At 71.7% G+C, this 11,370-nt stretch carries 10 protein-coding genes and 1 other RNA gene; 2 read left to right on the plus strand and 9 right to left on the minus strand.

Annotated features, from left to right (window positions below; translation table 11 throughout):
- Positions 1-102: 102 nt before the first annotated feature.
- The 5 genes from ssrA to ftsE form a co-directional block, all read right to left on the minus strand.
- Positions 103-471: a transfer-messenger RNA gene (gene ssrA, locus IF37_RS41275) on the minus strand.
- 133 nt (positions 472-604) lie between these two features.
- On the minus strand, positions 605-1,084 hold the full coding sequence (gene smpB, locus IF37_RS0131205) for an SsrA-binding protein SmpB (protein ID WP_030750182.1): 480 nt from the start codon (positions 1,082-1,084) through the stop codon (positions 605-607).
- 56 nt (positions 1,085-1,140) lie between these two features.
- Entirely contained in the window at positions 1,141-2,322 is a 1,182-nt protein-coding gene (locus IF37_RS0131210) for a S41 family peptidase (protein ID WP_173457044.1), read from the minus strand.
- A gap of 68 nt (positions 2,323-2,390) precedes the next feature.
- A complete protein-coding gene (gene ftsX / locus IF37_RS0131215; RefSeq protein WP_030750187.1) occupies positions 2,391-3,308 on the minus strand; it encodes a permease-like cell division protein FtsX in 918 nt (305 codons plus the stop codon).
- Positions 3,309-3,344: 36 nt separating this feature from the next.
- The gene (ftsE, locus tag IF37_RS0131220) at positions 3,345-4,034 is read right to left on the minus strand and encodes a cell division ATP-binding protein FtsE (protein WP_030348507.1); all 690 of its coding nucleotides are present in this window, start codon (positions 4,032-4,034) and stop codon (positions 3,345-3,347) included.
- 263 nt (positions 4,035-4,297) lie between these two features.
- Between ftsE and IF37_RS0131225 the strand changes: the two genes are divergently transcribed.
- A complete protein-coding gene (locus IF37_RS0131225; RefSeq protein ID WP_030750190.1) occupies positions 4,298-4,498 on the plus strand; it encodes a hypothetical protein in 201 nt (66 codons plus the stop codon).
- A gap of 94 nt (positions 4,499-4,592) precedes the next feature.
- Here IF37_RS0131225 and IF37_RS0131230 read toward each other — a convergent pair whose 3' ends face one another.
- The 4 genes from IF37_RS0131230 to IF37_RS0131245 form a co-directional block, all read right to left on the minus strand.
- The gene (locus IF37_RS0131230) at positions 4,593-5,603 is read right to left on the minus strand and encodes a hypothetical protein (RefSeq protein WP_030750193.1); all 1,011 of its coding nucleotides are present in this window, start codon (positions 5,601-5,603) and stop codon (positions 4,593-4,595) included.
- A gap of 295 nt (positions 5,604-5,898) precedes the next feature.
- On the minus strand, positions 5,899-7,005 hold the full coding sequence (gene prfB / locus IF37_RS0131235) for a peptide chain release factor 2 (protein WP_030750196.1): 1,107 nt from the start codon (positions 7,003-7,005) through the stop codon (positions 5,899-5,901).
- Between the two features lie 86 nt (positions 7,006-7,091).
- Positions 7,092-8,321: a serine/threonine-protein kinase gene (locus IF37_RS0131240; RefSeq protein WP_030750199.1), complete on the minus strand. Its 1,230-nt coding sequence runs from the start codon at positions 8,319-8,321 to the stop codon at positions 7,092-7,094.
- Positions 8,322-8,432: 111 nt separating this feature from the next.
- A complete protein-coding gene (locus IF37_RS0131245; protein WP_030750202.1) occupies positions 8,433-10,157 on the minus strand; it encodes a serine/threonine-protein kinase in 1,725 nt (574 codons plus the stop codon).
- Positions 10,158-10,595: 438 nt separating this feature from the next.
- On the opposite strand from IF37_RS0131245, the gene IF37_RS0131250 reads away from it, so the two are divergent.
- A partial coding sequence (locus IF37_RS0131250; protein WP_030750205.1) for an FHA domain-containing protein occupies positions 10,596-11,370 on the plus strand: 775 nt, incomplete at its 3' end.

The following is an 11,370-nucleotide window of genomic DNA, read 5'->3' on the forward strand; positions in this document are numbered from 1 at the left end:
CCGGGCGGGCCTGACGGAAGCCCGGGCATGACGAAGGCCCCGCAGCTCGGTCGCTGCGGGGCCTTCGCCCACATGGGTGAAGGAGGCTCGGGAGCCTCCCGATCGTGGAGATGGCGGGAATCGAACCCGCGTCCAACGGTGCGGAACCAGGGCTTCTCCGTGTGCAGTCCGCTGTGCTTTTCTCAGCCCCGGCGATCACGCGAACAAGTCGCCGACGGGCTCAGTCACTGTTTGATTTCCCTCTTCACCCCGTGACCGGGATCAAGGTTTAGTCCCCTAGCTGATGCCAGGATCCGGGTCGGGAACAGCCCCGGGCTGACACTTCGCGAGTCGCTACTTAGGCAGCGAGGGCGAAGGAATCGCGCTTGGTGTTGGCGATTATTGTTTTCGGCCTGTGGTTTACGAGATCATGGCCGCTTCCTCGACACGCTTCCCCTGCTTCGACAGCCGCTGTCGAAACCGATCATCCCCATGTTGATTTCTCAAGGTGCGCACCCACTGTGAGGTGCGATGCCATCGTACGTGAACAACGCCCGCCCGTGCCACCGTATTCCTCCCGGTGTGCGGGCCGTGGTGGCGCGTCCGGCGCCGCGGCCTTGCCGGCTCAGCCGCGCTGCCGCCGGCGCACCGCCGCCATCGCCCGGTCCGTCTCCCGCCGGTCCTGCTTCTCGCGCAGGGTCTGGCGCTTGTCGTACTCCTTCTTGCCCCGGGCGAGGGCGATCTCGATCTTCGCCCGGCCGTCCTTGAAGTACAGGGCGAGGGGCACGATCGTGTGACCCGTCTCCTGGGACTTCGACTCCAGCTTGTCGATCTCCGTGCGGTGCAGCAGCAGCTTCCGCTTGCGGCGGGCGCTGTGGTTGGTCCACGTGCCCTGGCTGTACTCGGGGACGTGCACGTTGTGCAGCCAGGCCTCGTGACCGTCCAGCTGCACGAAGCCGTCCACCAGCGAGGCCCGACCCTGGCGCAGCGACTTCACCTCGGTGCCGGTGAGGACCAGACCGGCCTCGTAGGTGTCGAGGATGTGGTAGTCGTGCCGCGCCTTCTTGTTCTGCGCGATCAGCTTGCGCCCTTTTTCCTTAGCCATAGTGCCGACCATTTTCGCACCAGGCAGGGGGTGCGAGTACAGCGGATTACCGGTGGCTACGACGGGTCGCCGAGGCCGGCCAGGACCGTCTCGGCCCGCTCCAGCGCCCGGGCCCCCGCCTCCAGGTCGGGAGTGATGCCCCGGCCGTCGACCGTGCGCCCGGAAGGAGTGCGGTAGTGGCCGACGGTCAGCTCGGCCACCGAGCCGTCGGGCAGCTTCGTCGGCATCTGGACGGAGCCCTTGCCGAAGGTGCGGGAGCCGATCACCACCGCGCGGCCCCGGTCCTGGAGGGCGCCGGTGAGCAGCTCGGCCGCGCTCATGGTGCCGCCGTCGACGAGGACGACCAGGGGCCGGGTGGTGTCGCCGTCCGGGCCCGCGTGCAGGGCGCGCTGCTCGCCGTCGACGTCGTAGGTGGCGACCAGGCCGCCGTCCAGGAAGGCGGAGGCCGTGTCCACCGCCTCGCCGACCAGGCCGCCGGAGTTGCCCCGCAGGTCCAGGACGGTGCGGCCGTCGGCCGGGGCGGTGCGCAGGGCCGCGCGGACCGCTCCGGCGGTGCCCTTGGTGAACGCGGAGACCTTCAGCACGGTCACGCCGTCGGGCAGCCGGCGCACGGTCACGGAGTCGGTGGACAGCCTGGCCCGGCGCAGGGTCTCGGTCCACGCGCGCCCGCCGCGCTGGAGGCCGAGCGTGACCGTCGTACCGGCCGCCGCGCCCGCGGAGCCGCCGTGGAGCGCGTCACCGCGGAGCAGGGAGATCACCTCGGTCACCGGCCGGCCGTCGGTCCCGCTGCCGTCGACGCTGCGCAGCCGGTCGCCGGTGCGGATGCCGGCGTCGTCGGCGGGCGAGCCCGGCTGCACCCGGGTGACCTCGATCCGGCCGTCCGGCCGCTGTCGCGCCCACAGGCCGACACCGGTGTACCGGCCGTCGAGCGCGTCCTGGAACTCCTCGTACTCGTCCTCGGAGTAGACCGCGGCCCAGCGGTCCCCGCTGCGGCTGACGGCCCGTTCGGCGGCCTCCATCGGGGACTTGCCGGCGGCCATCGCCTCGGCGGCGGCCCTCTCGACGGCCTCGTGCCGGGCGGCGGGGTCCGTCTGCCCGGCGGCCTTCCGCGCGGGGGCGGCGGCCTCCGGGAAGGAGCCGGTGGCGGCACCGGCGACCAGCACGCCGGCGAAGACCAATGTCAGGGCGGCCCCGCGACGGGCGCGGCGGGGCTGACGGGACGGATCACTGCCTGACATGGCCGTGAGTCTAGGACAACGCGAAGGGCCGTACGGGCTGATGCCCGTACGGCCCTTCTTGGTGTGCGTCACACCTTCAAGTACTTGCGCAGCGCGAAGAAGGCCGCGAGCGAGGGCATCAGCACGCTCGTCGCGAGGATCAGCGGCAGCTTGGTCAACACCGCGTCCCAGCCGACGAAGTTGATGAGCGTGAGCTTGTGCGAGAGGTCCATGCCGTGGTCGATGGTGAAGTACCGGCCGACCACGAGGGCGACACAGGCCAGGCCGCCGCCGATGAGTCCGGCGACCGCGGCCTCGGCGATGAACGGCGCCTGGATGTAGAAGCCGGAGGCGCCGACCAGGCGCATGATGCCGGTCTCGCGCCGACGGCTGAACGCCGAGACGCGCACCGTGTTGACGATCAGCAGCAGTGCGACGATCAGCATCATCGCCATCACGCCGAGCGCGCCCCGGTTCATCAGGTTGAGCAGCTGGAAGAGGTTGTCCAGGATGCCCTTCTGGTCCTGCACCGACTGCACGCCGTCGCGGCCGTTGAAGGCGGTCGCGATCACCTGGTACTTCTGCGGGTCCTTGAGCTTGATCCGGTACGACTCCTGCATCTGGTCCGGGGTGAGCGAACCGGCCAGCGGGGAGTTGCCGAACTGCTCCTTGTAGTGCTTGTACGCCTCGTCCTGCGACTCCTGGGTCACGTTCTCGACGACCGGCATCTTCTTCAGGTCCGCGAGGATCTGCTTCTTCTGGTCCTCGGTGACCGCGCCCTTGGCGCAGTGGACGTCGTTCTCCGCGTCGTGCTTGTTGCACAGGAAGATCGAGACGTTGACCTTGTCGTACCAGTAACCCTTCATGGTGCTCACCTGGTCGCTCATCAGCAGCGAACCGCCGAACAGGGCCAGGGACAGGGCGACGGAGACGATGACGGCGAACGTCATCGTCAGGTTGCGGCGGAGACCGACACCGATCTCCGACAGGACGAACTGGGCGCGCATGGCGGGTTCTTCAGGCCTTTCGGGAACTGGGGGCGGTCAGTGCTGGTAGCCGTAGACGCCGCGGGCCTGGTCGCGGACGAGGCGGCCCTTCTCCAGCTCGATGACGCGCTTGCGCATCTGGTCCACGATGTTCTGGTCGTGCGTCGCCATGATGACGGTGGTGCCCGTCCGGTTGATGCGGTCGAGCAGCTTCATGATGCCGACGGAGGTCTGCGGGTCGAGGTTGCCGGTGGGCTCGTCGGCGATCAGCAGCTTGGGGCGGTTGACGAACGCGCGCGCGATGGCGACGCGCTGCTGCTCACCGCCGGACAGCTCGCCGGGCCGCCGGTCCTCCTTGCCGCCGAGCCCGACGAGGTCGAGCACCTGCGGCACGGACTTGCGGATCTCGCCGCGGGACTTGCCGATGACCTCCTGCGCGAAGGCCACGTTCTCCGCGACCGTCTTGTTCGGCAGCAGCCGGAAGTCCTGGAAGACCGTGCCCAGTTGGCGGCGCATCTGCGGCACCTTCCAGTTGGACAGGCGCGCGAGGTCCTTGCCCAGGACGTGCACCTGGCCGTGGCTGCACCGCTCCTCGCGGAGCAGGAGCCGCAGGAAGGTGGACTTTCCGGAGCCGGAGGACCCCACGAGGAAGACGAACTCCCCCTTCTCCACCTCCAGGGAGACATCTCTGAGTGCGGGGCGGGTCTGCTTGGGGTAGACCTTGGAGACGTTGTCGAATCGGATCACGGATGCACCACGGGTCGCCGGGGGTAGATGAGCGTGACCATACGCGAACCGGGTGTGCAAGTGCAGTCGCAGGTTGAGGTTGGCAAGACTTGTACGTTTTTGTACCGGCCCTTGTCCGCACACCCTCCCGCCGGGGGCCCCGCGCACGCTCCGCGGGAACCTGGCACAGTGGAAGGGACACGAAGGACGACGGGAACGCCGGGGAACGTTCTCGGTCCCGGCGGCGTTGTACGAGTGATGACCGGTGCGAGGAGGGCGAGCGCATGACGTACGACCGGTTGGTGTGCGCGAACTGCGCGGCGCCCGTGAGCGAGGGCCGGTGCCCGGTGTGCCGTGCCAACCGCGAGCGTCTACAGCAGCAGGGCTTCTTCGGCGGCCTGAACGGGCTGAACCCGATGGCGCTGATCGCGCTGCTGGCGGTGCTGATCGCGGCGGTGGCGCTGCTGGCGCACCAGACCGTGTGAGAAGCCCCTGACAAGCGCCGTGAGGGCCCGGAGCGCCAGGCTCCGGGCCCTCACGTCTGTGCTCTGCGCGCGGTGCGTGAGCGTGGGGTCACGCTCAGGCGGTGGCGCCGCCCCGGCCGTTGACCAGACGCGGCAGCACGCGGAAGCCGATGCCGCCGGCGATCATCGTCGCGGCACCGACGAGCAGGAACGCGGTCTGGCCGGCACCGGTCTCGGCGAGCTGCTTGTCACCGCCCTGGACCGTGGTGTCGGAGCCGGTGTCGGTCAGCGCCGACGAGCCCTCGGCCTGCGGAACGGTGTTGTTGCCGCCGTCGGGGATGGAGTGGTTGCCCCCGGTGGAACCGCTGTCACCGGTGCTGCCGGAGGTGCCGGAGCCGGTGGAGCCGTCCGTGCCGGTACCGCCATCGGTGCCGGTACCACCGTTACCGTTGCCGCCGGAGTTGCCGTTGCCACCGTCGGTGCCGTTACCGCCATCGGTGCCGGTACCACCGTCGGTGCCGGTACCACCGTTACCGTTGCCGCCGGAGTTGCCATTGCCACCGTCGGTGCCGTTACCGCCATCGGTGCCGGTACCGCCGTCGGTGCCATTGCCACCGTTGCCGTTACCACCGTTACCGTTGCCGTTACCGCCGTCGGTGCCGTTACCACCGTTACCGTTGCCGTTACCGCCGTCGGTGCCGTTGCCACCGTTGCCGTTGCCGCCGTCGGTGCCGCTGTCGCCACCGATGACACCGCCGATGGTGACGTCGCCGCCGATGGAGGCGTCACCGCCGGTCGAGGCGTCACCACCCGTGGAAGCGTCGCCACCGGTCGAGGCGTCGCCACCGGTCGAGGCGTCACCACCCGTGGAGGCGTCGCCGCCGCTGGCAGCGGCACCGCCGGAGCCGTCCGTGCCGCCGTCGGTGCAGACGGCGATCGGGCAGCCTTCGCCGCCGTCGGTGTTGCCGCCGTCGGCGCCGACGCCGCTCACGCCCAGGCTGATCGGCCCCGCCTGGACGTCGAGGTCCAGGGCGGAAGCCGCGCCGGCAGCCGTCAGCGACGCACCGGCCGCGATCACGGCGCCGGCGGCTATCCGCGCGACCCGGATCCGCGTCTTCTTCGTCATATGGTTGCTACCCCCAGTAGCTGTTTCGTCAATGGGCGTCGCGTGGGGCGTGCCGTGATCGACGGAGGCAGCTGGTGACGAAGTGGCGTCAACTCGATCCCCCGGTTCACATGCGCCCCTCAATTACGCATGCCGCGCCTCACCCTTCCCATTTTTCAAAGCAACGTCAAGGGCATTGCGGGTGCGATGTCCGCCGGGGAGGTTTTTGCGGGGAATGGAAGCCTGTGAGTGTGATGTAAAACCCAGACAAATGACAACTGCCGCCCACCGGACGGCAGTTGTCATGTCGACAAAGTTACTTCTCCTGCTGCTTGCGCCAGCGAATGCCGGCCTCCAGGAACCCGTCGATCTCGCCGTTGAACACGGCCTCCGGGTTGCCCACCTCGTAGTCGGTGCGCAGGTCCTTGACCATCTGGTACGGGTGCAGCACGTACGAACGCATCTGGTTGCCCCAGGAGTTGCCGCCGTCGCCCTTGAGGGCGTCCATCTTGGCCTGCTCCTCGTGGCGACGGCGCTCCAGCAGCTTGGCCTGGAGCACGTTCATCGCCGTGGCCTTGTTCTGGATCTGCGAGCGCTCGTTCTGGCAGGAGACCACGATGCCCGTGGGCAGGTGCGTGATGCGGACCGCGGAGTCGGTCGTGTTGACGCCCTGGCCGCCCGGGCCGGAGGACCGGTAGACGTCGATCCGCAGCTCGGACTCGTCGATCTCGACGTGGTCGGACTTCTCGACGACGGGCAGCACCTCGACACCGGCGAAGGACGTCTGGCGGCGGCCCTGGTTGTCGAAGGGCGAGATGCGCACCAGCCGGTGCGTGCCCTGCTCGACGGAGAGGGTGCCGTAGGCGTACGGCACCTGGACGGAGAAGGTGGTCGACTTGATGCCGGCCTCTTCGGCGTACGACGTCTCGATCAGCTCGGTCTTGTAGCCGCGCTGCTCGGCCCAGCGCAGATACATGCGCTGGAGCTTCTCGGCGAAGTCGGCGGCGTCGACGCCACCGGCCTCGGCGCGGATGTTGACGAGCGCCTCACGGGCGTCGTACTCGCCGGACAGGAGGGTGCGGACCTCCATCTCGTCCAGCGCCTTCTTCACGGACGCCAGCTCGGCCTCGGCCTCGGCGCGGGTGTCCGGGTCGTCCTCCTCCTCGGCCATCTCGAAGAGGACCGCGAGGTCGTCGATGCGGCCGCGCAGCCCCTCCGCCTTCCTGACCTCGGCCTGGAGGTGGGAGAGCTTGCTGGTGATCTTCTGTGCCTCGTCCGGGTTGTCCCACAGGGACGGGGCCGCCGCCTGCTCCTCAAGCACGGCGATTTGTGCCCTCAACGCATCGAGGTCCAGGACGGCCTCGATCGACTCCATGGTCGAGGAGAGGGACTTCAGCTCTTCGGATACATCGACGACTGCCACGCCTTCCAGCGTAACGGCTGTGGCAAGCGACCCGGGCCGGACGGTGCCCGGCACCGCGGCGGCCCGCCCGGCGGCCCCCGGTCGGATCAGGGGGCCGACGTGCTGTGGTCGGCCGGCGCCGGCCGGTCGTCGTCACCGTCGGCCGAGGCGAACCACGCTCCGACGCCCACGAGGGCCGCCACCGCCACCCCGGCCACGCCGAGGGTGATCCGGCGCCGCCGCACCGTGGCCCGGTGCCGGGCCGAGCCCGGCCGGGGGGCGCCGGCGGCCCGGGGGGCGCGGGCGGTCCCGTGGGCTCCGCCGGCCAGCTCGTCCGGGCCCGGCACCCGCATCGAGGTGTGCGTGTCCCGGTTGGAGTCCGGCTTGGCGCCGGGCACCAGGGAGACCGCGCCCCGCCGCCGTACCGGCTCCTCGCCGGACGGAGCGACCGGTGCCGGCTCCGCAGCCTCCTCGTCGGCGGGCCCCGGCTCGTCCACGTCCAGCGGCGGCATCCCGGCCAGCATCGGCAGCTGCTCGCGCAGCCGCGCGGCCAGCTCCGAGGCGCGCAGCCGGGAGGCGGGCGCCTTGGCCAGGCACTGCACCAGCAGCTGCCACAGCTCCTCGGGGATGCCGGGCAGCGGTACGACCGTCTCGGTGACGTGCCGCCGCAGCACCGCGCCGGGGTGCCCGCCGCCGAAGGGCGTGAAGCCGGCCAGCAGCTCGTACAGGACCGTCGCCAGCGCGTAGATGTCCACGGCGGCCCGGGGCGGCAGCCCCTCCACGATCTCCGGGGCCAGGTAGTCCGGCGTGCCGATGATCTTGGTGGCCCTGGTCCGCTTCGGCGAGTCGATCAGCTTGGCGACGCCGAAGTCGGTGAGCAGCGCCGGGTGGGCGCCACCGGGGCCGAGCGGGCCCCGCATGTCGAGGAGGACGTTCTCCGGCTTGACGTCGCGGTGCACGACCCCGGCCGCGTGCGCCGCCGCCAGCGCGTCGGCGACGTCCGCGACGATCGCCACGGCCGCCTCGGGCGCGAGGCGCCGCTCCCGCTCCAGCCGGGTGCGCAGGTCGGTGCCGCGCACCAGGTCCATGACCAGGGCCAGGTCGTTGCCGTCGACCACGAGGTCCCGCACGGTGACGATGTGCGGGTGTTCCAGGCCGAGCAGCGCGGTGCGCTCCTGCACGAAGCGCCCGACGAGTTCCTGGTCGGAGGCGAGGTCCTCGCGCAGCAGCTTGATGGCGACGGGGCCGTCCGGTCCCTCGCCCAGCCACACCGTCCCGGCACTGCCCCGCCCCAGGATCTGGTGCGCGGTGTACCGGCTGCCGATCTTCCGTGCCAAGACTGCTCCTACAGAAGCGTGTTGTCGCCAAAACTACGCGTCCGACGAGCCGGCCTTCACCGGGGAGGCGGAAATCACCCGGCAGATGTCGACAAATCCCTGAACCGGCGATCAGTTTCCGCTGCCGGACGAGCCGCCCAGGTCCTTGATCCAGCCGCCCACCGTGCCGGCCCAGTCACTCAGCTGGTCCCAGTAGCCCTTGCCGGTGCCGATCCAGTCCTGGAGCGGGGTCAGCTCCCAGATCAGCCAGCTCGCCACGACCAGTATGACGATCGTGAACAGGCAGCCCTTGAGGCAGCCCAGCCCGGGGATCTTCATCGGGTTGGCGCCGCGCCGGCGGGGCTCGCGGGGCTCGCGCGCGGGCCGTCGCGGCTCGGGCGGGGCCGGCGGGGCGTACTGCTGCGGCTGCGGGGTGGAGTACCGCTGGGGCTGCTGCTGCGGGTAGCCGTGGCCGGGAGCCTGCTGCGCGCCCTGCCGGCCGCGCGGCTGGGGCTGCTGCGGGCGGGGCTGAGGGGCCGGACGGGGCTGCTGCTGGGGCCGGGGCGCGACCTGCCGCTGGGGGCGGCGGCGCAGCGGGTCCTCGTCCGGGTCCAGGTACTGGACCTGCGTCTGCTCGTTGCGGTCGCGGGCGGCCCGCAGCTGGGACTGCCAGGGGTGCGGCTGCTCGGGCTGCTGCCCCTCGTCGCGGCCCTGGCCCTGGTCCTGCTGCCCGTACCGGCCCGGCGGGACGGGCGGCAGGACGGCGGTGGGGTCCGCGGCCCCGGTGTGCGGCAGCACGGCCGTGGGGTCGGCGGCGCCGGCCGGTCCGCCGGTGTGCGGGAGCACGCTGGTGGCGCCGTTCGGGTCGTACGCGCCCTGCGGCGCGTTCGTCGGCAGCACCTGGGTCGGGTCGGCCGCGCCGGGCACGTCCGGGACGGCGGCCGGGTCCGGGTCGGGCGCGAGGAGGGCGCCGACGCCCTCGGCCGCGGCGATCTGCGCGGCGTTCGCGTGCACGCCGACGCCCTCGGCGACGACCCGCAGGGCGCGCGCGAGGTTCTCGGCGCTCGGCCGCTCCCCGGGGTTCTTGCGCAGGCAGCGCTCTATGACCGTCCACAGCGGTTCCGGGACGGTGGAGGGGCGGCGCGGCTCGGCGCTCAGGTGCTGGTGCAGGACCTCGAGGGCACTGCCGCCGGAGAACGGCGGACGGCCGGTGACCAGCTCGTACAGCAGGATGCCGGCGCCGTAGATGTCGACGGCGGAGGTCTGCGGACGGCCCTCGGCGGACTCCGGGGCGACGTACGCGGGCGTGCCGACGAACTCCTGGGTGCGGGTCAGGCCCGGGGAGTCGGCGAGGCGGGCGATGCCGAAGTCGGTCAGCATCGGGTGCATCTCACCGCCCCGCTGCATGAGCAGCACGTTGGCGGGCTTCAGGTCGCGGTGGACGACGCCGTCGGCGTGGCTCGCGGCGAGCGCGTCGGCGATCTGCGCCGTCAGGAGTGCGGCGGCGACCGGGGTCAGGGGCCCGTTCTCGCGCAGGTAGCGGTGCAGGTCTGGGCCGTCGACCAGGTCCATCACCAGGGCCAGCAGGTCGCCCTCGACGACCAGGTCGCGGACCCGGACGATGTTCGGGTGGGTGAGCCGGAGCAGGACGGAGCGCTCGCGCAGGAAGCGCATCACGATGTCCGGGTCGCTCGCCAGCTCCTCCTTGAGGACCTTGATCGCGACCGTCTCCCCCGGCTGGCCGGGCACGGCCGCCTCGGCGCCCGCGGTCTCGCGCTGGCTGGCACGCCAGACGGTGCCTGTGGCGCCGCGTCCGAGCGGCTCCTCAAGCAGGTACTTGCTGCCGACTGGCCGCACGTCACGCGCTCCCTGCTGCTTGTTGCTGCTTGCTGTCGATTGCTGCCTGCTGTTGGTCGCTCGGCTGCATTCCGGTCTTGTTCCGACCCACTGTAGTGCCGGGTTTCCGGGCGCTACGTACGTGTTCCCGGGCATCTTCGAGGCGTTTTCCGGGGGGTTCGACGGAAAGACGCGCGTCGCGGGCCGGTGGTTGCCGGAACCGGACGTGACCGATCTCAACTGATCGCCGGTGGCGTATCGGTCAGGCACTTTTGGGGGCAGAGCCGACCAATCAAGATCACTTCTGCCCGGGTCCGGGGCGCGTTGTCAGTGGCAGGTGCGAGGATGCCTCCAGCAGCCCGCCGGCACGGCTCCGGTGGCCGCTGGCCGACGTGCTCGTGCGGGGTGGGGGGAAGTCCGCGCCCGCGCAGACCCGCGCAGAAGGGACCGCTGACGCCGATGCAGATCCGGCTGACCGTCGTAGACCCGCTCGGCCCGCCCGCGCAGCGGGACCGCGCCGCGTTCCGCGACGTGCTGGTCACGGCGCCCGCGGGCACGGAGCTGGCCGCGGTCGCGTCGGCGCTGGCCGCGGCGGTCACCGGGGAGAGCGGCGCGGGACGGGAGGCCGGCGGTGCCTCCGTGGTGCTGTACGCGGACGCCGAGCGGCTCGACCCGCGCCGGTGCACGCTCGGCGAACCGCCGCTGGTCGACGGCGCCGTGCTGTCCCTGGGCGCCCCGGCGGCCGCGGAGCCCCACCCCGAGCTGGACGAGGCCCCGACCCGGCTGCACGTGGTCGCGGGCCCGGACGCGGGCGGGGTCCACCTGCTGCACGGCGGCCGGATCACCGTCGGCCGCTCCGCCGACGCCGACGTCCCGCTGGACGACCCCGACGTCTCCCGCCTGCACTGCGCGGTCACCGTCGGCGCGGACGGCCGTGTCTCGGTCGCCGACCTCGGCTCCACGAACGGCACCTCCCTGGACGGCAGGCAGGTCACCGACCGTCCGGTGCGGTTCCCCGCCGGGGGGCTGCTGCGGATCGGCGAGTCCGCCCTGCGGGTCACCCCGTCCGGCGGGCCCGGGATACGCGTCCGGACGGTGCCCGACGGCGAGGGCTGCGTACGGGTCGCCCTCGGGGACGGCGCCGCGCCGGGCGCGCAGGACGCGCCGTCGCCGGGCGCGGGGGCCTTCGGCGGTGCTTCGCCGGCCCGCGCGGGCGGTCCGGGCGGGGCCGGGG

The organism is Streptomyces sp. NRRL S-31, assembly GCF_000718775.1.
GTDB lineage: Bacteria > Actinomycetota > Actinomycetes > Streptomycetales > Streptomycetaceae > Streptomyces.

Excerpts from the sequence above, each read along its gene's own strand:
- smpB (WP_030750182.1), bottom strand. The coding sequence starts at position 1,084 with ATGGCTAAGGAAAAAGGGCGCAAGCTGATCGCGCAGAACAAGAAGGCG.
- IF37_RS0131210 (WP_173457044.1), bottom strand. The coding sequence starts at position 2,322 with ATGTCAGGCAGTGATCCGTCCCGTCAGCCCCGCCGCGCCCGTCGCGGG.
- ftsX (WP_030750187.1), bottom strand. The coding sequence starts at position 3,308 with ATGCGCGCCCAGTTCGTCCTGTCGGAGATCGGTGTCGGTCTCCGCCGC.
- IF37_RS0131225 (WP_030750190.1), top strand. The coding sequence starts at position 4,298 with ATGACGTACGACCGGTTGGTGTGCGCGAACTGCGCGGCGCCCGTGAGC.
- IF37_RS0131230 (WP_030750193.1), bottom strand. The coding sequence starts at position 5,603 with ATGACGAAGAAGACGCGGATCCGGGTCGCGCGGATAGCCGCCGGCGCC.